This window comes from Schaalia odontolytica (genome assembly GCF_002847525.1).
Taxonomy (GTDB): domain Bacteria; phylum Actinomycetota; class Actinomycetes; order Actinomycetales; family Actinomycetaceae; genus Pauljensenia; species Pauljensenia odontolytica_B.
In genome coordinates, this window is record NZ_PKKM01000014.1 from 1 (window position 1) to 20,561 (window position 20,561).

Annotated in this window: 19 protein-coding genes, 2 tRNA genes and 1 other RNA gene; 13 read left to right on the forward strand and 9 right to left on the reverse strand. The window is 66.6% G+C overall.

Annotated elements, in window-relative coordinates; genetic code table 11:
• Positions 1–240: 240 nt before the first annotated feature.
• A complete protein-coding gene (locus tag CYJ22_RS09015) occupies positions 241–1,614 on the reverse strand; it encodes a uracil-xanthine permease family protein (protein ID WP_101602370.1) in 1,374 nt (457 codons plus the stop codon).
• 159 nt (positions 1,615–1,773) lie between these two features.
• Here CYJ22_RS09015 and CYJ22_RS09020 point away from each other — a divergent pair, with 159 nt between their 5' ends.
• Entirely contained in the window at positions 1,774–2,235 is a 462-nt protein-coding gene (locus tag CYJ22_RS09020) for a hypothetical protein (protein WP_101602371.1), read from the forward strand.
• 225 nt (positions 2,236–2,460) lie between these two features.
• Positions 2,461–2,548, forward strand: a tRNA-Ser gene (locus CYJ22_RS09025).
• A gap of 345 nt (positions 2,549–2,893) precedes the next feature.
• Here the strand turns inward: CYJ22_RS09025 and CYJ22_RS09030 are convergent.
• Positions 2,894–3,457, reverse strand: a complete 564-nt coding sequence (locus CYJ22_RS09030; RefSeq protein ID WP_101602372.1) for a YbaK/EbsC family protein — start codon at positions 3,455–3,457, stop codon at positions 2,894–2,896.
• 223 nt (positions 3,458–3,680) lie between these two features.
• Between CYJ22_RS09030 and ffs the strand changes: the two genes are divergently transcribed.
• Positions 3,681–3,776, forward strand: an RNA gene (gene ffs / locus CYJ22_RS09035) — signal recognition particle sRNA small type.
• Positions 3,777–3,893: 117 nt separating this feature from the next.
• Positions 3,894–3,966: transfer RNA gene (locus CYJ22_RS09040), tRNA-Arg, on the forward strand.
• 780 nt (positions 3,967–4,746) lie between these two features.
• On the opposite strand, the gene gluQRS is transcribed toward CYJ22_RS09040, so the two are convergent.
• Positions 4,747–5,661, reverse strand: a complete 915-nt coding sequence (gluQRS, locus tag CYJ22_RS09045; protein WP_101602373.1) for a tRNA glutamyl-Q(34) synthetase GluQRS — start codon at positions 5,659–5,661, stop codon at positions 4,747–4,749.
• Positions 5,662–5,741: 80 nt separating this feature from the next.
• On the opposite strand from gluQRS, the gene CYJ22_RS09050 reads away from it, so the two are divergent.
• The 5 genes from CYJ22_RS09050 (at position 5,742) to CYJ22_RS09070 (ending at position 9,380) form a co-directional block, all read left to right on the forward strand.
• Positions 5,742–6,206, forward strand: coding sequence for a fluoride efflux transporter FluC (locus CYJ22_RS09050; RefSeq protein WP_101602374.1), 465 nt, complete (start codon positions 5,742–5,744; stop codon positions 6,204–6,206).
• Positions 6,203–6,574 carry a fluoride efflux transporter FluC gene (locus tag CYJ22_RS09055; RefSeq protein WP_101602375.1) on the forward strand — a complete coding sequence of 124 codons (372 nt, stop codon included), beginning with the start codon at positions 6,203–6,205 and terminating at the stop codon, positions 6,572–6,574. The genes CYJ22_RS09050 and CYJ22_RS09055 overlap by 4 nt, the downstream gene beginning before the upstream one ends.
• A gap of 150 nt (positions 6,575–6,724) precedes the next feature.
• Positions 6,725–7,744 (forward strand): methionine ABC transporter ATP-binding protein, encoded by a 1,020-nt coding sequence (locus CYJ22_RS09060; RefSeq protein ID WP_101602376.1) that lies wholly within the window; start codon positions 6,725–6,727, stop codon positions 7,742–7,744.
• On the forward strand, positions 7,741–8,478 hold the full coding sequence (locus CYJ22_RS09065) for a methionine ABC transporter permease (protein ID WP_101602377.1): 738 nt from the start codon (positions 7,741–7,743) through the stop codon (positions 8,476–8,478). Before CYJ22_RS09060 ends, CYJ22_RS09065 begins: the two co-directional genes overlap by 4 nt.
• A gap of 71 nt (positions 8,479–8,549) precedes the next feature.
• Positions 8,550–9,380, forward strand: coding sequence for a MetQ/NlpA family ABC transporter substrate-binding protein (locus CYJ22_RS09070; protein ID WP_101602378.1), 831 nt, complete (start codon positions 8,550–8,552; stop codon positions 9,378–9,380).
• Between the two features lie 131 nt (positions 9,381–9,511).
• Here the strand turns inward: CYJ22_RS09070 and CYJ22_RS09075 are convergent, their stop codons facing one another.
• A complete protein-coding gene (locus CYJ22_RS09075) occupies positions 9,512–10,066 on the reverse strand; it encodes a YagU family protein (RefSeq protein WP_101602379.1) in 555 nt (184 codons plus the stop codon).
• A gap of 241 nt (positions 10,067–10,307) precedes the next feature.
• Positions 10,308–10,946, reverse strand: coding sequence for a uracil phosphoribosyltransferase (gene upp, locus CYJ22_RS09080; RefSeq protein ID WP_007589358.1), 639 nt, complete (start codon positions 10,944–10,946; stop codon positions 10,308–10,310).
• Positions 10,947–11,154: 208 nt separating this feature from the next.
• On the opposite strand from upp, the gene tadA reads away from it, so the two are divergent.
• Positions 11,155–12,498: a tRNA adenosine(34) deaminase TadA gene (gene tadA / locus CYJ22_RS09085; RefSeq protein WP_243390489.1), complete on the forward strand. Its 1,344-nt coding sequence runs from the start codon at positions 11,155–11,157 to the stop codon at positions 12,496–12,498.
• Position 12,499: 1 nt separating this feature from the next.
• Positions 12,500–12,991, forward strand: a complete 492-nt coding sequence (locus CYJ22_RS09090) for a MogA/MoaB family molybdenum cofactor biosynthesis protein (protein ID WP_101602381.1) — start codon at positions 12,500–12,502, stop codon at positions 12,989–12,991.
• A gap of 71 nt (positions 12,992–13,062) precedes the next feature.
• Here the strand turns inward: CYJ22_RS09090 and moaC are convergent, their stop codons facing one another.
• The 4 genes from moaC to CYJ22_RS09110 form a co-directional block, all read right to left on the reverse strand.
• On the reverse strand, positions 13,063–13,545 hold the full coding sequence (gene moaC / locus CYJ22_RS09095; protein WP_003791807.1) for a cyclic pyranopterin monophosphate synthase MoaC: 483 nt from the start codon (positions 13,543–13,545) through the stop codon (positions 13,063–13,065).
• Positions 13,546–13,579: 34 nt separating this feature from the next.
• A complete protein-coding gene (locus tag CYJ22_RS09100; protein WP_101602382.1) occupies positions 13,580–14,857 on the reverse strand; it encodes a molybdopterin molybdotransferase MoeA in 1,278 nt (425 codons plus the stop codon).
• Positions 14,858–15,131: 274 nt separating this feature from the next.
• Positions 15,132–16,148, reverse strand: coding sequence for an endonuclease domain-containing protein (locus CYJ22_RS09105; protein ID WP_007589343.1), 1,017 nt, complete (start codon positions 16,146–16,148; stop codon positions 15,132–15,134).
• A 542-nt stretch (positions 16,149–16,690) separates the two neighbouring features.
• Positions 16,691–17,731, reverse strand: a complete 1,041-nt coding sequence (locus CYJ22_RS09110; RefSeq protein WP_007589360.1) for a zinc-dependent alcohol dehydrogenase family protein — start codon at positions 17,729–17,731, stop codon at positions 16,691–16,693.
• Between the two features lie 177 nt (positions 17,732–17,908).
• Here CYJ22_RS09110 and moaA point away from each other — a divergent pair, with 177 nt between their 5' ends.
• Positions 17,909–18,973, forward strand: a complete 1,065-nt coding sequence (moaA, locus tag CYJ22_RS09115; protein ID WP_007589334.1) for a GTP 3',8-cyclase MoaA — start codon at positions 17,909–17,911, stop codon at positions 18,971–18,973.
• Between the two features lie 223 nt (positions 18,974–19,196).
• Positions 19,197–20,540: an MFS transporter gene (locus CYJ22_RS09120; RefSeq protein ID WP_007589326.1), complete on the forward strand. Its 1,344-nt coding sequence runs from the start codon at positions 19,197–19,199 to the stop codon at positions 20,538–20,540.
• The last annotated feature ends 21 nt before the right edge of the window (positions 20,541–20,561 follow it).

Genomic DNA, 20,561 nt, shown 5'->3' on the forward strand with positions numbered 1-20,561 from the left:
ACTTGCGAAACCTCACCAACTACATCACCCGAGCACTCCTCGAAACAGGAGGATTCAGACCCCAACTACACCCCCAATTATGAAGAGCCGGAAATCCGGGCATTGCACTGACGATGATTGCGGTGCACCGGGGGAATTACGTGCGGAATTATGGGGATAAACGAGGCCGGGGCCCGACCCACCCCTCACCGTGCGGTGAGCGAGTGGCCGAGCCCCGGCCTCGTCTATGAACGCGTCAGATCAGGCGTCAGCCTGCGGCGCGGGGGAGCGGTGGCGCTTCGAGTACGCCTCGCCCTCCAGCTCCGAACCCGATGGCGCGGACGCGGGCGACGCCGCCTCCAGGTTCGTGCCGCGCAGCTTTGAGATCAGGCGCATGCCGTGGTAGATCAGCAGAGCGGCGGCTGTGCCCAGCGCGATGCCGCCGAAGGTCATGTCGCCGACAACCCACGTGAAGTTCGCGATCGCGACGATCAGTGAGACCGCGGCGGTGTTCAGGTTCACCGGGTTGGAGAAGTCCACGCGGTTCTGCACCCAGATGCGAACGCCCAGCATGCCGATCATGCCGTACAGGACCGTGCCCGCGCCGCCGAGCACGCCCGGGGGAATCGTCGCGATGAGGGCGCCGAACTTCGGCAGCATCGACAGGACCAGAGCAACGCCAGCAGCGATGATGTACGCCGCCGTCGAGTACACGCGGGTCGCGGCCATAACGCCGATGTTCTCGGCGTAGGTGGTCGTACCCGAACCGCCGCCGCTGCCGGCCAGCATCGTGGAGAGGCCGTCCGCGACGAGCGCGCGGCCCGTCAGGTCGTCCATGTTCTCGCCCGTCATCGCGGACACCGACTTCACGTGGCCGACGTTCTCGGCGACCAGGACGAAGACGACCGGCAGGAACAGGCCGAGAGTCGACACAGAGAAGGCGGGGGTGTGGAACTCGGGGAAGCCGATCCAAGCGGCGTCGCTCACCTTAGAGAAGTCGACCTCGCCCTGGTAGATCGCCACCAGGTAGCCGACCAGCACACCGATGAGGATCGAAAGGCGGCCGAGGATGCCCTTGAAGAGGACGGTCACGAGGCAGATCGACACGATCGTCACGACGGCCGTGATCGGGCCTTGCTTCACCCAGTTCCACGCGGCGGGCGCCAGGTTCAGGCCGATGAGCGCCACGATCGCGCCCGTCACCACGGGCGGCATGACAGCATCAATCCAGCGCACGCCCGCGAAGTGGACGATCAGGCCGACGAGCGCCAGCGTTGCGCCGACAGCGATGATGCCGCCGAGCGCGTAGGAGGGGCCCATGGAGGCGGTGACTGCCTGGATCGGCGCGATCAGCGCGAACGAGGAGCCCAGATACGAGGGCAGGCGGCCCGCCGTGATCAGGAAGAATAGCAGGGTGCCGATCGCGGTGAAAAAAAGCGTTGTTGACGGGGGGAATTTAGTCAACAACGGAACAAGGAACGTGGCACCAAACATTGCGACCACGTGCTGGGCGCCAATACCAGCGGTGCGCGGCCACGAGAGTCGTTCATTCGGAAGGACGACGTCGCCGGGATTAATGGACGTGCCGTCACCGTGAAGCTTCCAACGGAACAGCGAGGTCTTCGTTTCGCTCATAAGCGTACAAATCCGATCAGTTGATGGGCAGAATGGCCGTACCGGTCGGAATAACAGGGTAGCGCGTCTGCCCCCGTCCCCGCAGGTTTCGCCACGCCTAAACCCCTCCAGTGGGCAAAGTGTGGTGCATGCCCCTCTCGTTGTGGAATAGTGGAGCACATGAGCCAGCCATCCCCGAACGTCGCCCCCACAGTCTCTGGCGTGCCCTGGGCGAACCCGGACATGGCCTTGCAGGCCAACCCGGCCGATGCCTCGCCCATGAACGTCGCCGGCGACCGCTTTGGCTATGCGCCCGAGAGCGTGACGCGGGGGAGCGCGCCGGTCTCGTATGGTGATTTTCCGGGGACGGAATACGTCAACGTCAGGGAGGTTTTCGCCGACGGCGGCTACACCTCCCCCGTGCCCATCACGAACCCCGTAGCCAAAGCCTCTCTCTGGTTCGCTGTCTTTGGTTTCTTTGGCTTCCCCATCATCGTCAGCATTGTGCTTGCGGTCATCGCCCTCATTCAGGCGCAATCGCTGCCCGATCGCATCGGTGCGCGGGAGGCTACCGCCGCCCTCGTGTTCGATGGGATTCTTATTGGCATCGCCGCCTACATCTACGTGCTGGGGCTCGGTTAATCGACGAGGCCGGGGTGCCGCGCGCGGGTGCCGTCGCCTCTGCGGTGGGTGCGTAGATGTGCGCCGCATTGGCGTAGTTTGCTGGCCCGACTGTTTGGGGGTCGGTGGGTTTGGGCCCCATGTGATCCCTTTTTCCTTGAAATGACGGGCCTGTGACCTGCTCCATTGGCCAGGATTGGCGCGGGAAGACATTTTTCGCTTATGATTGTCCGGCACGATGTGCACGGAGGATTCGCCTAGTGGCCTATGGCGCACGCTTGGAAAGCGTGTTGGGTGCAAGCCCTCGGGGGTTCGAATCCCCCATCCTCCGCCACCGGACCCCGGGACCGCTTCAGGTTCCGGGGTTTTTGTTGCTTGTACCCCGCCTGATCTCCGGCCGCCGCGAGTCCTGCCCGCCCGCGAGTCGTCCGCGCCGCGTGTTGTTGCTTGTGGTGCCGCTGGTGTTCTGGGCGCCGTCGGGCCCGGCCGCCCGCGAGATCGCCACACGCGAGCTTCGCTCGGAGTGGTCGATCTCGAAGCCCGCCCGTGCCCTCCGGGCCCTCCGGCGCCCTCCACACCGGCGGCACTTGTGGTGCTTGGACTAGCCCGGCCAGGCCCCGCCGCCCGCGGGCACCGTAGCCTGGCCCTGTGTCTCGAAGCCAGCCCCGGCCTCGTCCCCTTAGACTCCGAGGCCCTCGACGATCTCTGCGCCCGGGAGCGCGGCCAGGACCTCGCCCGTCACAAAGAGCTTCGATCGGCGCAGGCCCGAGCCGATGCAGCTCCATCCGACCGCGCACGCCGAGTCGATGAGGAGCCGCCATGAGCCGGGTACGCCCACCGGCGTGATGCCGCCGTACTCCATGCCCGACGCCTCGACCGCGCGTTCCTGCGGCCAGAAACTCGCCTTACGCACGTCGAGGCGCTTCTTCACGACGTGGTTTACGTCCGCGTTCGTCGTCGCGCGCACGACGCACGCCGCGATCCGCTCTTCGCCGGCGCGCTTACCCGCCACCAGGATGCAGTTCGACGACAGCGCCAGGTCCATGCCGAACTCGCGCGTCATGACCTCTGTGTCCGCGAGCTCCGGGTCGATCGCGACAACCAGTGCCGACGAGGCCGTGGCCACCCCGCGCTCCGCCAGCGCGGTCAGTGCAGCGGCGACGGGCGGGGCAAGCAGATCGAGATGGGCCAGTGCGGGTGCCGGCTCCAGTGAGCCGATGCCAGGAATGATGATGTCGCTCATGGTCTCAGGGTAGGTCTGCTCGCCGTGGGTTGCTGGCGCCTGATCAGTCCTTAAGCGTGTGTAACGATCGTGGTGTGTGCGTTGCGCGTGGGGGTGTTTGTGTGAGGCTGGCGAGTTGCGGTCTTCGCAGCTGAGTGAGGGGGTGAAACCTTGACGACGTCGCCGTGTCCCATGGTGACCGATTCGCAGCTGCGCGCGCGGGGCGAAAACGTGTATGCTGGGGGCCGGTCCTCCGCGTGACGGTATCATCCGAACCTCCCCAGGGCAGGAATGCAGCAAGGATAAGGGTGCGCTGCCGGGTGCGCGGAGGATCTTTGTATATGCTGCTCGATCTTGGTCGACTGCAGGACGCATTTCTTCGATGTGGTTCAGGCCATAGCTCTTGATTTTGCATCCTGGCGAAGAGCGTGTAAGCTTATACCCAGCCAAACGGCAAGCGCCCGTAGCTCAATGGATAGAGCATCTGATTACGGTTCAGAAGGTTGGGGGTTCGAGTCCCTCCGGGCGCGCAGCGGCCCCCCTCGGTGCGATCCACCGGTGGGGGTTCTGCATTTCTAGCAAGCACTCCTTCGGGAGTGCTTTTTTCATGCCCATCCGTCCGCGTCGCTACGCAGGGACGTTGTGTGTTGTCGTGGCCCAGATGGTGCATCGCAGGCGAGCCTTCGCGGGGGCGTGGAGGCGGATGGAGGCTGAAAGAAAAACCACCCCCGCTTCATGAGACATGGGGTGTCATGAAACTTTCATCGCCCCAGCACGCTCAAATTCCCCTATTTCTGCCGATTTTCGATGAGCAGGGGCGATTTTTCTTTCATGCGGCCTGTGAGAGTACGTTCTCGTGCAGTACTGGGGCGGTATTTCTTTCGCTCAGATCACTCGACGCGTCTTGTTGTGAAAGAGGAAGTGCCAGTGTCCGGACTTTGCGGCACCTTGGTGAAACCGACGACATCTTTGCTGGGGGTGTGGGTGGTGGTGGGGATCGGCTCTACTAATTCCGCAGGCAATTCGACTGGACGAAGATTCAACACAGCACGAAAACGTTGCAATTCCAACGTTGTGACTTCATGATTTGAAAGAGTCGCGAGGGAATTGCATGCGAAATTGGTGGTGGACCCCGTGATGAGGGGCATGAGGCGTGCGGGGTGCAGGTGAGGCCTGGCTGCGGTGCCCGTGGGCGGTGGTGGGGCCTGGCCGGGCTTCGAGGCGCGGCGCCGAACGAAGTGAGGACGCCTAGCCTCGCGGGCGGCCGGGGCCTCCGGCGCCCGGAACACCAGCGGGGCCACAAGCAGCCCTCAGGAACTGGGAGGCGTCACGACCCACGGCTCGGTCGGCAGGGAACGCAATCCTGTAATCCCCAGGGCGTCCGCAATGTCGGAGGCGCAACGCGCCCCGGGCACTCCCAGGGACGACCCGATAAACGAAACGACGTCGTCGGTGGACCAGCCCAGGCCTCGTAGATCTGAGAGGGTGACGGCGCCGTCGCGCTTGGCCAGCCGGGCCCCTGAAGGCGCGAGTGCGAGGGGCACGTGCGCGTACGTCGGCTCGGGGGCCCCGAGCAGGTGGGCGAGCTGAGCCTGTGCGGGTGCCTGGGAGAGCAGGTCGAAGCCACGTACGACCTGGTCGACGCCTTGGAACGCGTCGTCGACGACGGCCGCCAGGTTGTAGGCGGGCACGCCGTCTGCGCGGCGCACGACGAAGTGGTCGACAGCCCCGGTGTAGGAGCCGTGCAGCTCGTCGAACACGGTCCACTCGGGCGAGGGGGCGGCCAGGCGCAGCGCGGGGGCGCGCCCAGCGGCGGCCAAAGCCTCACGCTTCGCGGCGCGCTCGGCCTCGCTCAACGTCAGGCAGGTGCCCGGGTAGTGGCCGGGTGGCACGTGCGGCGCGGAGGCGGCCTCGCGGATGTCGCGGCGGGTGCAGTAGCACTCGAAGATGAGGCCGCGCGCGGCCAGCGACGCCAGGGCGGCCTCGTGCGCGTCGGCCCGCGCGGTTTGGATGAGGGGCTCGCCGTCCCAATCCACGCCGATCGCCGCCAGGTCCTCGATCTGACGCTCGGCGGACCCGGCGCGCTCCCGGTCGATGTCCTCGATGCGCAGGACGAATCGCCGCCCGGTCGTGCGCGCCCACGCCCACGCGAGGATCGCGGTGCGCAGGTTGCCCAGGTGGAAGTCGCCCGTGGGGGAGGGCGCGAATCGTCCGGTGTTCGTCATGCGCTCAGTGTACGAGGCCGTGGCCGCCTCCCGGGATCCGCCTCCCCGGGCGGTGGCGCGGCGGGCGTACAGTGGGGTGCATGGTGAGTTTTCGGGTGCCCGACTGGTTGGCGGTCTTCGCGGGCGGGGTCGTGGGGACGGCTGCGCGCGCCGGCCTGGACGAGGTCGCGAAGGCCTCGCCCGTGCGCGGCCTCTTCCTGTCGTGGTCGACGCTGACGGTCAACGCCGTGGGCGCGTTCCTGCTGGGCGCGCTGGCCGCGTGGGTGGCGGGTCGCCTCGCGCGAGGATCGGGGAATGCGGCGTCGCTGAAAACCCTGAAGCTCCTGGTCGGCACGGGTTTCGCGGGCGCGTTCACGACCTACGGGACGTACATCGTCGCGTCGGTGGGGTACGTGTCGCTCAATGGAATTGCCGAGGCTGTCTCCCAGTCCCTCGGTCTCCTGGCCCTGGGTGGCGCCTGCGCCTGGGCGGGGATGCGCGTGGGGGAGTGGACGTGCGGTCGCTCAGGTTCGCGCCCCGTCGCCAGTGAGGGGGACCCGGCATGAGTGGCGCAACCTTCCTGTTCGTGGCCCTGGCCGGCGGCGTGGGCGCGTGCGCCCGCTTCTGGCTGGACCGGGGCGTGCAACGCTCCCTGGACTCGTTGGGTGACTCGGCGGGAGCGAAGCTCGGCATCCTGGTCGTCAACGTCATCGGCTGTTTCCTGGCTGGTGCGGCCACTCAGCTGGTGCCCGCAGGCCTCATGCCGATCGTGTCGACGGGGTTCCTCGGTGGCTTCACGACGTTTTCGACGGCACTCGTGGACGCGGTGACACTGTGGGCCGATGGATTCCGAGGACGGAGCCTCGCGCTCGCGCTTGGCACGTGGGCGGCCTCGTGGGGCGCGGCGCTCGCCGGCATCGCCTGCGCCGGATAGGAGTTTGTCACGCAACTGGGGCCACTATGCGGGCTGATGGGTGAGGGTTTAGCCACGATACGGAGTTTTGTAACAGCATTCCGAGCGCTCGCGACGCTGGCCCTCATATGCTGATGTTGCGGGCCGTGTGGCCCAGTAACGGAGATGCACATGATTGACCTCACCGGGGTGTCCAAGGTTTACCCCGTGAAAAGCGGCGGCCAAGTCGTCGCGCTCGATGGGGTGAACCTGCACGTTGATCGCGGCTCGATCCATGGGATCGTCGGCCGTTCCGGCGCGGGTAAGTCCACGCTCATCAGGTGTCTGACGGCCCTGGAGAAGCCCACCGAGGGCCACATCGTCGTCGACGGCCTGGATCTGTCGATGCTGTCGGGTTCTGCGCTGCGCGCCGCTCGCCGTCGCATCGGCATGGTGTTCCAGGCGGCGAACCTCCTGGATGCCCGCACTGCCGCCGATAACATCGGCTACCCGCTGAAGCTCGCCGGTGTGCCTCGTGCGCAGCGCCGCGAACGCGTCGAGGAACTCCTCGAACTCGTCGGCCTCGAAGGCCGTGGTGACTCCTACCCGTCCCAGCTGTCGGGCGGCCAGCGTCAGCGCGTCGGCATCGCCCGCGCTCTGGCTGACAACCCCGCTGTGCTCCTGTGCGACGAGCCAACGAGCGCGCTCGACACCGAGTCGACCGCTCAGATCCTCTCCCTGCTGCGCCACGTGCGCGACGTCGCCGGGGTCACCGTCGTCATCATCACCCACGAGATGGCGGTCGTCCGCGAGATCTGCGACTCCGTGACCCTCCTCGGCCACGGACAGGTCCTGCAGACCGGCCCCCTCGAAGAGGTCGTGGCAGACCCCTCGACCCCGCTCGCCCGTGAGCTGGTCCCCATGCCCGTCGTCGAATCGGTCCCCGCCTCCGCGGCCACCAGCCTTGACGGCCTGACGAAGAGCACTGTCCTCCTCGACGTCGTTTTCACGTCGCACCCGGGTGTCCCGACCGGCGCGACCGTCCTGCACCTGGCCTCGTCCATGGGCGCCGACGTCACCGCCGGAACCTTCGAGTCCCTCGGGAATGTGCAGGTGGGCCGCCTGGCCCTCACCGTCCCCGCGTACCACGCTGACAAGATCATCGAGCAGCTGCGCAAGAACAACGTCCGCGCGGAAGTGAGGACCCAATGACCACCGCATACCTCGCCGCCGCGACCGCCGCGCAGGTGGTCGTGCCCACGGGTAAGGGCGATCCCACGTGGTTCGATAACCCGGCGCTGACCCAGAAGTTCGGTCCGGCAATCCTCGAGACCCTCATGATGACGGGCCTGTCCACGCTCTTCGCGGTCATCATCGGAACACTCCTCGGCCTCCTCCTCGTGCAGACCGGCAAGGGCGGCCTCACCCCCAACAAGGGCGTGTACCAGGCCGTGTCCTTCGTCGTGAACATCGTGCGCTCCCTGCCCTTCATCATCGGCATCATTATGCTGATCCCGCTGACGAAGATGATCGTCGGCAAGTCCACGGGCTCGCTCGCAACCGTCGTTCCGCTCGTCATCCTGTCCGCGCCCTTCTTCGCGCGTCTCGTGGAGACGAACCTGTTGGCCGTCGACCCCGGCAAGATCGAGGCCGCCCAGATGATGGGTGCTTCCAACCGCCAGATCCGCTGGGGCGTCCTCATTCGCGAGGCAATGCCCGCCCTCATCCAGTCCATCACGACCCTGGCGATCACCCTGATCGGCTACTCCGCGATGGCGGGCGCCGTCGGGGGCGGCGGCCTGGGCCAGATGGCCATCAACTACGGCTACAACCGCTGGCAGGACGACGTCATGATCTCCACCGTCGTCGCCATCATCGTCATCGTGCAGATCATCCAGCTGATCGGCGATCTCCTCTCGCGCCTGGTCGACCACCGCGCGCGCTGATAGACCCCGGTCAGGTCACCCCGGCCTCGACCATCCATCCCATCCAGTACGCAGAAGAAAAGAGAACCACCATGCGTCATCGCTCTCTCGCAGCTATCGGCCTGGCAGCCGTTGCCACCCTGGGCCTGGCGGCCTGCGGCGGCGGCTCCTCCTCGGATGCTTCCGGCTCCTCCTCGGACGTCGTCACCCTGACCGTGGGCGCGACCCCCTCGCCCCACGCGAAGATCCTCACCTACATCAACGACAACCTGGCCGAGGCCGAGGGCATCAAGCTCAACATCGTTGAGTACACCGACTACGTCCAGCCCAACACCGCGCTCAACGACGGCGACCTGGACGCCAACTTCTACCAGACCGTTCCCTACCTGGAGAACGCGGAGAAGCAGTTCGGCTACGACTTCGAGGCCGGCGAGGGCATTCACCTCGAGCCCCTCGGCGTGTTCTCCAACAAGCACAAGTCCCTCGACGAGCTGCCCGACGGCGGCACGATCGGCATCATTTCCGACACGGCCAACCAGTCCCGCGCGCTCGAGCTCCTGGCGACCCAGGGCCTCGTCTCGATCCCCGAGGGCGACGGCGACGTCAACATCAACACCGTCACCAAGCTGAAGAACTTTGACTTCCGCGAGGTCGAGGGCCCGCAGCTGGTCCGCTCGCTCGACGACTTCGACTACGCGGTCATCAACGGCAACTTCGCCCAGGAGGGTGGCAAGTCCATCTCCGGTGACGCACTCGTCGTCGAGTCCCCCGTGGACAACCCGGCCGTGAACGTCCTCGTGTGGAAGAAGGATTCCAAGAAGGCCGAGGCCATCGCGAAGCTCGAGAAGCTCCTGCACTCCGATGAGGTCAAGCAGTACATCGAGAAGACCTGGTCGGACGGCTCGGTCATCCCGGCGTTCTGACCTGCGAGGCCGGGGCGCGCAGGCGCCGAGGCTGACGGATCGCGAATGCAAGGATCTGCATAGATAAGCGGGTGGGCCCCGGAACCGTACGGTTCCGGGGCCCACCCGTTTGTTCGCGCAAGCGGCGCGCGTCAGTTGGTGCGAGCCTCGAGCGGGAACTCGGCGTCCGGCTCGTGCGTGATGCGGTTACGCATGTCGCGGCGGAAGACTTCAATAACCCACAGCCAGATGATGTGGCCGAAGAACTCGGAGAAGTGCTCCGCGAAGGGCTGGTTCCAGGGTTCCGGAACGGTGCCCATCAGTGGCATGAGGACGACGTGGAAGGCCACGTAGATGAAGATACCGAAGGCGGCACCCTGCCAGAGCTTGATCTGCGGGAAGCGCTCGGCGAGCACGCAGTAGAGAATCGCGAAAGCGATCGAGAACGCGAAGTGAACGATGAAGGAGACCCAGGGGAGCCCCTCGTTACCGTTGAAGGTGTAGGACAGGTGGGTGACGCTCTCCGGGACGCCCAGCTGCTGGAGCAGCTCCTGGGGCGGGTTGGTGGCGTTGCGCTCGGGCGTACGCGGAGGCAGCGGCACCTCCCAACCGAACTTCACGATGGCGGAGACGATTCCGCCGAGAACACCTGCGAGTGCTGCGACGCCGTAGCGGCGGCGCTTGGGATTGGTCTGAATCAGTGCCATGTGACAAGCATGAAACGTGCGTCGGGTGTTTTCGAGGCCTTGGGGTGCTTAGCGCTCAAGGTCACATGAGGGTGTGATTAGGGAAAATGGGCTAAAAATAGCCAACATGGTTAATTTGAGCCTTTGTTGTTGAGTAAATGCGAGGGGTGGGCGCGGGACTTTCATCCCGCGCCCACCCTTCGTGTGGCGTTAGCTGCGTCGCATACCCCGGCGCTGCGATGCGCGAGGGGCGCGTGCCTCGTCAGTCGACGATGCCGTACAGGCGGTCGCCCGCGTCGCCCAGGCCGGGGACGATGTAAGACTTCTCGTTGAGGTGATCGTCGACGGCGGCGACGACGACGTTCACGTCGGCGCGGTCGCCGATCGCGTCCTCAAGGGTCTTGATGCCTTCCGGGGCGGCCAGGATGCACACGCAGGTGACGTCCTTCGCGCCGCGCTCGAAGAGGTAGTTGGTGGCGGCGACCATGGTGTGGCCGGTGGCCAGCATGGGGTCGAGAACGAAGCACTGGCGGCCCGACAGGTCGTCCGGCAGGCGGTTCGCATAGGTCTCGATCTCCAGGGTGTCGTCATCGCGACGCATGCCCAGGAAGCCAACCTCGGCCGTGGGCAGCATGCGAGTCATGCCCTCGAGCATGCCCAGGCCTGCGCGCAGGACGGGGACCACGATCGGGCGAGGCTCGGAGAGCTTCAGGCCGACCGTGGGAGCGACGGGGGTCTCGATGGGGGTCTCGGTGACGGCCACCTCGCGCGTCGCCTCGTAGGCGAGCAGGGTGACCAGTTCGTCCACGAGCTGGCGGAACGTCGCCGACGGCGTTTCGCGATCCCGCAGGACGGTGAGCTTGTGGGTGATCAGGGGGTGATGAGCAACGTGGAGGCGCATGGTTATAGGCTACCTCGTTCGTATATGCGAGCGCACTCCGGTGTGTTGAAGACGAGGCTGGGGTCTCCTCTGCGGCTCCGTCGTGGATGTCAGTGGTCGACGTTTCGGCCGTGTCGTAACGCATATCACACTCATTCGTCACATCAGCACCACGAGTCACGATGGACTCCAACTATCCCATCAGTCGTTTGGTCGGTAAGCTAGAGGGGTGACAGTGAATGAGCAGTACCGCGAAGCAATGGGCAAGGCCCTCTTCCTGGCTAACCGCGCCCGCGAGACGGGAGACGTTCCCGTCGGAGCCGTCGTTGTTGACGAGGATGGCCGCATCATCGGACGCGGGTGGAACTGCCGCGAGGCCAACCATGACCCCGCAGGCCACGCCGAAATCGTCGCCCTGCGAGAGGCGGGCCGCGCCCGAGGGACGTGGCGCCTGACCGGCTGCACGCTCATCGTCACCCTGGAACCCTGCACGATGTGTGCAGGCGCCATCCTTGCCTCCCGCATCGATCGCGTCGTCTTCGGCGCCTGGGACCCGAAAGCCGGCGCTGCCGGATCCCTGCGCGACGTCCTGCGCGACGCCCGCATGCCGCACCCGACCGAGGTCGTCGGCGGCGTCCTCGCACAAGAGGCCGCCATGCAGCTGCGCTCCTTCTTCCTCGGCTGCCGCACGCCCGACGAGATGCCCGTCGTCCAGGCCCCCGTTCATGAACCAGGCGACATTGTCACGCCCATCGTCGTCCCCTACGAGGAGGACGAAGCGCCCGAACCGATCAACGAGGAAGCTCCGCACGAGGAACTTCCCCATGACGAGGGGGTTCCCGCCCAGCTCGTTACACCCGCGGCACCCGCCGCTCCGGTTGCACCCGCTGAGCGCGCACATGCCCCTGCCCACGCCGCGCGCGTTCCCAGCCGTCACCGTGGCACCGAGGCCTCGCCCCTGCCTCGGCGAGTGGGACGTCCCTTCTCCGAGCGAGTCTCCGGTAACGCCGATAATCCTGCCGACATCCCCGTTGGCGAATCGATCGAACCTGGTGCGCCAGTCTCCGCCCCTCCGTCGCAGCCGCCCTACCCCAGCGCCGCGCCGGTCATGCCCGCCGTGTCGCCCGACATGACGCGCGGACCTATCACGAAGTCTGTCCCGCAGATCCGTCCCGTGCACGTGCGCCCCACGTCGAGTGTGCCCGAGGGACTCTACACGCCCGCGCAGCCCGGCCGACCCGTGACGCAGCCCCTGCGAGAGAGCGCTCCTCGTCCTCCGGCTCCTGAGCCCGTCGTCGAACCCGCGCTCGTCGAGCCGCAGGCCCCCGTGCAACCTGTGCGGGCCATGGATGAGCCGATCCCCGCTCCGCCGACACCGCCCGCGTTCCCGCAGCGCGCCTCGTCGCGCCAGAGCGCGCGCCCGCAGCGCCCCCTCCCGCAGGCCTTCGAACCCGAGCCCGTGCGCCGCGTCGACTACGAGCTGTCTCCGCGCCAGTTCAACGACGTTGACCCCATTACCTCCGGCATTCGCGTGCGCCGCTCCGCCCGCCGTCGCGGCAACGCCCGTCACTGACATGATCCCCGCACGCGTCATCACGGTCTCGGACCGCTGCTCCGCCGGCCTCGCCGAGGACCTCTCCGGCCCTCTCGCCGCGCGCCTCCTCGCCGATCACGGCGTCGACGCCTCGGTCGTGATCGTCCCAGACGAGGTCGACGCCATTCGCGCCGCGATCACCGCGGCCGTGGAGGACGGCGCCCGCTTCGTGTTCACGACCGGCGGGACCGGTCTCGCGCCCCGCGACGTTACCCCCGAGGCCACCGAGCCTCTCCTCGTCACCCGCATCGACGGTCTCGCCGACGCGATCCGACGCCGCGGCGAGGAAAAGGTCGCGTCCGCCGCCCTGTCGCGAGGCCTCGTCGGCGTGACCGCGCGATCCCCCGAGGGAGCCCTCATCGTCAACGCGCCCGGCTCGCGCGGAGGTGTCACCGATACGGTGGCCGTCATCGGTCCCCTCGTCGCCCACATCATCGACCAGCTCGCGGGCGGCGACCACCCGCGTGCTTAAAAGCCTGAGATAGCAACGAAAAGGCCGCCCGGCAGATGTGCTGCGGGCGGCCTCCTCGTACAGTGGGGGCGTCAGTCCTGCGGATCCTCCGGGCGCACCCAGTCGCCGCTGCGGCCGCCCGACTTCGCGACGATCTTCGCCTCGCGGATGCGAGCGGAGCGGTCCACGCCCTTGACCATGTCGACGATCGCGAGAGCCGCAACCGTCACCGACGTCAGCGCCTCCATCTCCACGCCCGTGCGGTCGGCCGTGCGCACGGTCGCACGGATCGCCACGTGATCGTCCTCCAAGCTCAGGTCCACCGCGCAGCCGTGCACGCCGATCGTGTGCGCGAGGGGCAGCAGCTCGGGGACGCGCTTCGCCGCCGAAATGCCGGCCACGCGCGCCACCGCCAGGACGTCGCCCTTCGGGACGGTGCCGTCACGCAGGGCCTGCATCACCTCGGGCGAGCAATCCACGCGGCACACGGCGCTCGCCTGGCGCACCGTCGGATTCTTTGCGGTCACGTCCACCATGTAGGCGGCGCCGTCCTCGTTCAAATGCGTAAACTTCACGGTTTTCCTCTCGTTAATTCTCTCTATGGTGGGGTCAGCCCACGAGCGGGACGACCGCCAGCTCCTGGCCGGCCTCGACCTGCTCGACGTCCGGCGCGACCACGCCGATCGCCTCCGCGTTCGCGAGCGAGGCCACCAGGTGCGACTTCGATCCCAGGGGGTGCGCCGGCTCCACCCAGCGGGCCCCGGCCTCGTCCCCCTTTCCGGAGACGAAGCGAAGCGGGATGAACTGAGTCTTTCCGGACGGCGACTCCCATCCGACGTGCGCGCGGGCGAGGACGCCGCTCGGGACCGTTCCGCCGTGCTCGGGTGCGACGAGGCCGGACATGACCGCCAGGGCGCCCGCGACGTACATGTGGAACGTCGTAAAGACCGAGACCGGGTTGCCGGGCAGGCAGATGACCGGCGTCTCGCGGCCGCCCGCCCCCACCTGCGTCGAGCCGACGCCCTGCGGCCCGCCCGGCTGCTGGGCGACGTGGTGGAAGCCCGCGTCCGTGCCAAGCGTCAGGCGCACGACCTCGAAGGCACCCGCCGAAATGCCGCCGGCTGTGAGGACCAGGTCGGCCTCCGGGGCCTCATCGAGGGCCGTGCGCAGCTCGGCCGGGGTGTCCCCCGTGCGCAGGTGTGCGACGACCTGCCCACCGGCATCCTCGACGAGGCCGCGCAGGAGGATGCCGTTCGAATCGGGAATCTGTCCGCGCTCGAGGGCCTCGCCGGCGCGCTTGAGCTCCGTGCCCGTCGAGACGACGATGACGCGCGGGCGGGGCAGAACCATGAGGGTGCCGTGGCCGACCGAGGCAGCGGCCGACAGGGCCGTCCCGTCTAGGATGCGGCCGGCCTTCAGGACCGGGGAGCCGGCCTCGAGGGCCTCGCCCGCGACGCGCACATTCGCGCCCAGCTTCGGGGCAACGCGGATCTCGACGCTGTCGGGCGCCTGGGCGACGCCCGCCGCGTGGTCTGTGTGCTCGACCTTCACGACGGTGTCCGCGCCCTGCGGGATCGGAGCGCCCGTCATGATGCGCCAGGCTTGCCCCTTCTCGAGGCGGTTCTCGCGGGTGTCGCCCGCCGGAATGTCGCCTGCGACGGGCAGAGTCCACGGGCCCTCGCCCTCCAGGTCCTCGCGGCGCACCGCAAATCCGTCCATCGCGGAGTTCGTGAACGGGGGAAGTGGGATGAGCGAGTGGATGTCGACGGCCAGGCGGCGACCCAGGCACTCCTCGATGGGAAGCGTGTCATGGGGGAGGACGTGGCTGAGCGCCAACGCCTCGATCAGCTCGCGATGCTGCGCAGTGGACAGGGAGGGATCGTGCATGCCACCAGTGTAGGGCCAGGTGGGGTGGGCGAGGCGTGCGGGCGTTTGCTTCGTGCGCGACGGACGAGGAGTGGGCTGGGGTGCGCGGTTGCAGCTCATTTCAACGGCCTGGATATGGGCTGCAAGGGGGAATTGCAGCATTAGGAGGCCGACACGCCGGCGACACGCCGTGACGGGACTTCTAATGCTGCCAAACCCCCACTTGCGTGGCCTGGTGGGCCTTCGTTGGCGCAGTGGAGACAGCCGCTAACGGCGTTCGCCGGGTGTCGTGGACTCATCCGAGGCGTGCGGCGAGCGCTGCGCGGACCTGCGCAATGAGCTCGTCCGGATGGTCCAGATCGTGCCAGCCGACGCGGATGATGTGCCAGCCCTCACCCTCAAGGTGGCGTTGGCGCTCGCGCTCGCGGGCGAGCGAGGAGTGGATGCTGCGGGCGTCGTCCCCGTATTTTGCGCGCCCGTCGAACTCGATGCCGACTTTTTCGGCCGTGAACGCGCAATCGATGAAATAGCGACGACCCCGCGTGTGCACCTCGACCTGTGTGAGCATGCCTGCCAGGCCCGCGGCACACAGCTCGTACAGCACGCGCGCTTCTCCGGGGGAGGCACAGCCGGCATCTGCGTGAGTGATGATCCACTGTGCTTGAGAGCGTCCTCTTGCCCGATTGCCCAGCTGTTTCAGCTCGCGCTCAAGGAAGAACTTCCACGACTCCTCGTTGTTGCGTGACGCTTTCATGTGGAAGTTGTCGAAGTGCGTGTAGGCGTGGGCGTTCATGCACATCTGCGTGAAAGCAGCACGTCGGTTGGATGATGTGCGGGCAGCAGTAATCTGTGCAGATTCGAGGTTCTCGATGAGGAGCCCGCGTGTGTCACTGATAGCAGGGAGGTGACGTACGTGCCTGGGCGTGACCTTCATGGGAGCAAAGGTGCGAGTACCGATTGTTATGGCGGGCAGGACGATGGGGCGGATAGCGGACGAAGTGGCAACCGTGATAGGTGGAAGCGCGGGATCACTTCCATAGCCGTGCGCCCATAGCGCACATTGTCCGGTAGCGATGAGAGTTTGGTGTGTGTGCGCGAGGTGGTAGAGGCGTGCGGCGAGCACGACCTGCGGTAGCTGATGTGTGTCTATATCCGTTAGGCGCGCAAGGTCGAGGTAGGTCTTGCCCGCGATGTTCACAGCCGTCGGTATCTTTGTGAGGCCGTGGTGGCTGGATCGCGGTACGCGAATGATCGCGCGTTCAACGGCGTTGAGGATGAAAGGAGCGTCGTTGCCCCTGACTTCTTGGCTCATGAGTGAATTCTAGTGCGATAGATTTCAGTCTGTTGCAGTTTTAGATGTACTAATTTGCTTGATTGTTAATGGCGCACATATGTGACTTGTCGCGATGCGGGCGTGGGTACGGCGTTCGTGCGCGGCGTGACGAGGCGCGGGCTGGGGTGTGTGGTTGCAGCTCATTTCAACGGCCTGGATATGGATGTCGGGGGGAATTGCAGCATTAGGCGCGCGACACGCCGGCGACACGCCGTGATGGGACTTCTAATGCTGCCAAACCCCCGGTTGGGTGGCCCGGTGGGCCGTTGGAAGGCTTCGTGTAGTGCCAAACCCCCGGTTGGGGGGCTGGTGGGCCGTTGTTGGAGGGGCGGGGGTGCGACTTAGCGAGGTACGGGCGGGCCCGATGGGTCTGGTGGGGCGGTGTGGGGCGGATTGTCGTGGACGTGGAGCCGGTCGCCACAAAGCCATCCGGGCAGCCCCGCACGGCGGTGGGACTGCCCGGATGACGGTGCGGCTCAGAACGAGTGAAAACGCGAGGCTGAAGCCGCCGTGCAACCGAATCAGACGGTGAGCATGACCTTCGTGGCGCGACGCTCGTCCATGGCCGCGTAGCCCTCGGCGGCCTGCTCGAGCGGCAGGACCAGATCAAAGACGGCACCGGGGTTGATCTCGCTGCGGTAGATCAGGTCGATCATGGTGGGCAGGTACTTGCGCACCGCGGCTGGACCGCCGAACATGTGAACCTGCGCGCCGAACATACGACCCATGTCGAGGGAAACACCGTGCGGCACACCCACGAAGGATAGGTGGCCGCCCGGGCGCACGCAGCCCAGAGCCTGGTCGAAGGACGCCTCGTTGCCCACGGCCTCCACGACGCAGTCGGCACCCAGTCCCCCGGTCATCTCCTTGATGCGGGCGATACCCTTCTCGCCGCGCTCTTCCACGATGTCGGTCGCGCCGAACTGGCGAGCCAAAGCCTGACGGTCCGCGTGGCGCGACATAGCGATGATGCGAGAAGCGCCCAGCTGCTTGGCGGCGATGATTGCGCCCAGGCCCACGGCCCCGTCACCCACGACGACGATGGTCTTCCCGGGGGCGGCCCCGGCCTCGTCGGCGGCGAACCAGCCGGTGCCGAGCACATCGGAGGCGGCCAGGAGCGAGGGAATCTGCTCGGACGTGGGGGTGGCGGGTGTCTTGACGAGCGTGCCGTCAGCGAGGGGCACGCGAGCGTACTCGGCCTGGGTGCCGCCTGCGCGCGTGCCGACGAAAGGATCTCCTTGGGCGGCGGCGGTCGCGCAGCGCGAGGGGTATCCGGCGCGGCAGATTTCGCATTCACCGCAGGAAATGCAGAAGGAACCGACGACGAAGTCGCCGGGCTTGACGGTCGCGACCGCGGAGCCTACCTCGGTGACCGTGCCGACGTACTCGTGGCCCATGCGCTGCTCGTGGACGTGCTGGGCGCCACGATAGGGCCACAGGTCGGAGCCGCAGATGCAGGTGGCCGCCAGCTTGATGATGGCGTCTGTGGGTTCCAGGATGGCCGGCATCGGCATGTCTTCGACGGTGACGTTGCCGGGCGCGTGCATGATGACGGCGCGCATGATTCTCCTCGTGATTGGTGAATTGGTCGTAGGGCAACGGTAGCGCTCACGTCCAGCTGCTCGTCACTGCTGGACACTGTCTCCTTTCTCTCAGAGACGAGGCCGGGGCCGCGTGTCGCCGTTGGTGCTCGGTTTTTCGAGGGGCGAACACCGGGCAAATCGCGGTAGGGTTGCGCCATGTCAGTCGAGTTCGTTTCCGCCTCTCAGGCGGCAGATGCAGCTGCGTGTGACGCGCCGCTGCGGCTCGTCGACACCTTTGGGCGGGTGGCCCGCGACCTGCGCGTGTCGCTCACCGACCGCTGCAACCTGCGCTGTTCCTACTGCATGCCCCCCGAAGGCCTGGACTGGCTGCCCACCGAGGAAACCCTGACGGACGACGAGGTTGTGCGCCTCGTGCGCGTTGGCGTCGAGCGGCTCGGGATCCGCCAGGTCCGCTTCACCGGCGGGGAACCCCTCCTGCGCCGAGGTCTCGAGGGGATCATCGAAGCATGCTCCCACCTGCGCACCGACGAGGGAAACCCCCTCGATCTGGCCCTCACGACGAACGCGCTCGGCCTGGCCAAGCGCGCCCAGGGCCTGAAGGACGCTGGCCTGAACCGCGTCAACATTTCGCTTGATTCTCTGGACCCCGAGCACTTCGCGGCGATCACCCGCCGCGACCGCCTCGGCGACGTCCTGGAGGGCATCGAGGCCGCCGCCCGCGCGGGCCTGAGCCCGATCAAGGTCAACGCCCTCGTGCTGCGCGGCATGAACGAGGCCGACCTGCCCGACCTGGTCGACTACTGCCTGGACCGGGGCATCGAGCTGCGCGTCATCGAGCAGATGCCGATCGGCCCGCCGGACACGTGGGACCGCCAAAACATCATGACGGCCGACGAGATCCTGCACATCATGAGCACCCGCCACACGCTGACCCCCGCGCCCCGCGAGGATCCGCACTCGCCGGCGGGGCGCTGGATTGTGGACGGTGACCCGACGAAGCGCCTCGGAGTTATCGCCTCCGTGTCCGACCCCTTCTGCAGCGCGTGCGACCGCACCCGCCTGACCTCGGACGGCATGGTGCGTTCGTGCCTGTTCTCCACCGAGGAGACCTCGCTGCGCGACCTGCTGCGCGGCGGCGGGGACGACGCACAGATCGCCGCCCGATGGGCCGACGCGATGTGGGCCAAGCCGGCCGCGCACGGGCTCAATATCGACACCTTTGCTCGCGCGTCGCGCACCATGAGCCGTATTGGCGGGTAACCTCCCACTAATTTCGTGATGCCGATGTTTTCTAACAGCGGTTAATTGCTTGTGTGTCCTCGGGAGGGACGTTCGTGGCGAAAGAACTTTTCCTAGTGTTCACAAGGGTGATGCACGTCCCAATGCGTTCTTGTGGGTTATGTCATTTCAATTGGTAGCCTCCGTGTTAAAGAATGTCCGGCGCACGCCCGCGCCCGGACTCCCTTCAGACCCGAGGAGAGCCATGAGCGCGACCGAACCTGCGGCCAAGAAGAGCCGCTACCTGCTCACTGACTGGAACCCCAACGACGAATCCAAGTGGGACTCGAAGCTCGCGTGGCGCACGCTGTGGATCACGACCTACTCGCTGATCCTGGCCTTCTGCGTGTGGTTCCTGCCCAGCGCGATCGCGCCCAAGCTGACGCTTCTCGGCTTCAACCTGGATAAGTCTCAGCTCTACTGGCTGACCGCCCTTCCGGGTCTGGCCGCCGGCATCCTGCGCCTCATCTACATGTTCCTGCCCCCGCTCATCGGCACACGCAAGCTCGTGGGCATCACCTCCCTGCTGTGCATCATTCCGATGCTCGGCTGGTTCTTCGCGGTCCAGGACAACACGACCCCCTACTGGGTCCTGCTGACCCTGGCATTCATGTGTGGAATCGGCGGCGGCGCGTTCTCCGGCTACATGCCCTCCACCGGCTACTTCTTCCCCAAGCGCCTCGCCGGTACGGCCCTCGGCCTGCAGGGCGGCATCGGTAACCTCGGCATGTCCGTCATTCTGCTTGTTGGTCCTGTGTTGATGGGCTTTGGTCTTTTCGGTCTGACCTGGCTGGCGCCCCAGCAGCAGGTCGCCGGCGACCACGTCGGTGAGAGCATCTGGGTCTACAACGCAGCGATCTTCTTCGTTCCGTGGTGCATCCTCGCGGCGATCCTCGCCTTCATCTGGCTGCGTGACGTGCCCGTCAAGGCCAACCTCAAGCAGCAGCTGGACATCTTCTCCAACCCCAACACCTGGTACATGACCATCCTCTACGTCATGACCTTCGGTCTGTTCTCCGGCTTCTCCGCCGTCTTCGCCCTCCTGATCAACAACCAGTTCGGTGACCAGTCGGCCCTCAACCTGGGCGTCAAGGGCGCGACCTACGCCTTCCTCGGCCCCCTCATCGGCTCGCTCATCCGCATGTCCTGGGGTATCTTCTGCGATCGCATGGGCGGCGCCATCTGGACCTTCATCTCCGCCGTTGGCATGGCGGTCACCATGGGCGGCATCGCCTGGGTCCTGACGAACCCCACCGGCATGACGGACTTCCACATCTTCCTGGGCCTCATGCTCGCCATGTTCCTGTTCTCCGGCTTCGGTAACGCCGGTACCTTCAAGCAGATGCCGATGATTATGCCGGCCCGCCAGGCCGGCGGCGCCATCGGCTTCACCGCGGCGATCGCGTCGCTCGGCCCCTTCCTGGTCGGCGTCGCCCTCTCCGCCATCAGCGCCCCGGTCTTCTTCGCGGGCTGCGCCATCTTCTGCGCCCTGTGCGCGGTCCTGTGCTGGATCATGTACGCGCGCAAGAACGCCCCGTTCCCCGGCTGATCCACCCGGCACTGCGTGGTG

Coding starts and splice junctions, on each gene's coding strand:
- CYJ22_RS09110 (WP_007589360.1), bottom strand. CDS start 17,731: ATGCGCGCCGTCATCATGCACGCGCCCGGCAACGTCACCGTCGAAGAC.
- CYJ22_RS09030 (WP_101602372.1), bottom strand. CDS start 3,457: ATGAGCGACATCATCATTCCTGGCATCGGCTCACTGGAGCCGGCACCC.
- CYJ22_RS09050 (WP_101602374.1), top strand. CDS start 5,742: ATGGTGAGTTTTCGGGTGCCCGACTGGTTGGCGGTCTTCGCGGGCGGG.
- CYJ22_RS09015 (WP_101602370.1), bottom strand. CDS start 1,614: ATGAGCGAAACGAAGACCTCGCTGTTCCGTTGGAAGCTTCACGGTGAC.
- CYJ22_RS09060 (WP_101602376.1), top strand. CDS start 6,725: ATGATTGACCTCACCGGGGTGTCCAAGGTTTACCCCGTGAAAAGCGGC.
- CYJ22_RS09105 (WP_007589343.1), bottom strand. CDS start 16,148: ATGAGCCAAGAAGTCAGGGGCAACGACGCTCCTTTCATCCTCAACGCC.
- CYJ22_RS09100 (WP_101602382.1), bottom strand. CDS start 14,857: ATGCACGATCCCTCCCTGTCCACTGCGCAGCATCGCGAGCTGATCGAG.
- upp (WP_007589358.1), bottom strand. CDS start 10,946: ATGCGCCTCCACGTTGCTCATCACCCCCTGATCACCCACAAGCTCACC.
- moaA (WP_007589334.1), top strand. CDS start 17,909: ATGTCAGTCGAGTTCGTTTCCGCCTCTCAGGCGGCAGATGCAGCTGCG.
- CYJ22_RS09065 (WP_101602377.1), top strand. CDS start 7,741: ATGACCACCGCATACCTCGCCGCCGCGACCGCCGCGCAGGTGGTCGTG.
- CYJ22_RS09055 (WP_101602375.1), top strand. CDS start 6,203: ATGAGTGGCGCAACCTTCCTGTTCGTGGCCCTGGCCGGCGGCGTGGGC.
- CYJ22_RS09075 (WP_101602379.1), bottom strand. CDS start 10,066: ATGGCACTGATTCAGACCAATCCCAAGCGCCGCCGCTACGGCGTCGCA.
- gluQRS (WP_101602373.1), bottom strand. CDS start 5,661: ATGACGAACACCGGACGATTCGCGCCCTCCCCCACGGGCGACTTCCAC.
- CYJ22_RS09120 (WP_007589326.1), top strand. CDS start 19,197: ATGAGCGCGACCGAACCTGCGGCCAAGAAGAGCCGCTACCTGCTCACT.
- CYJ22_RS09020 (WP_101602371.1), top strand. CDS start 1,774: ATGAGCCAGCCATCCCCGAACGTCGCCCCCACAGTCTCTGGCGTGCCC.
- CYJ22_RS09090 (WP_101602381.1), top strand. CDS start 12,500: ATGATCCCCGCACGCGTCATCACGGTCTCGGACCGCTGCTCCGCCGGC.
- CYJ22_RS09070 (WP_101602378.1), top strand. CDS start 8,550: ATGCGTCATCGCTCTCTCGCAGCTATCGGCCTGGCAGCCGTTGCCACC.